Raw genomic sequence first — 265 nt, forward strand, 5'->3', positions numbered from 1 at the left:
GGAGGAAAGGGGAAACCCGCTAATGGATGGGTCCGCGTCCCATTAGCTAGATGGTGGGGTAACGGCCTACCATGGCGACGATGGGTAGCCGGCCTGAGAGGGTGACCGGCCACACTGGGACTGAGACACGGCCCAGACTCCTACGGGAGGCAGCAGTGGGGAATCTTCCGCAATGGGCGAAAGCCTGACGGAGCGACGCCGCGTGAGCGAAGAAGGCCTTCGGGTCGTAAAGCTCTGTTCTGGGGGAAGAAGGAAGTGACGGTAC

The 265-nt window shown here is 61.9% G+C and carries 1 rRNA gene; it reads left to right on the forward strand.

Features of this window, described 5'->3' with window-relative positions:
* Positions 1-265 (forward strand): 16S ribosomal RNA (locus BUB44_RS00010); the annotation flags it as partial.

Origin of the sequence: Desulfofundulus australicus DSM 11792 (assembly GCF_900129285.1) — a bacterium.
In the GTDB taxonomy this organism is placed as follows: Bacteria; Bacillota; Desulfotomaculia; order Desulfotomaculales; family Desulfovirgulaceae; genus Desulfofundulus; species Desulfofundulus australicus.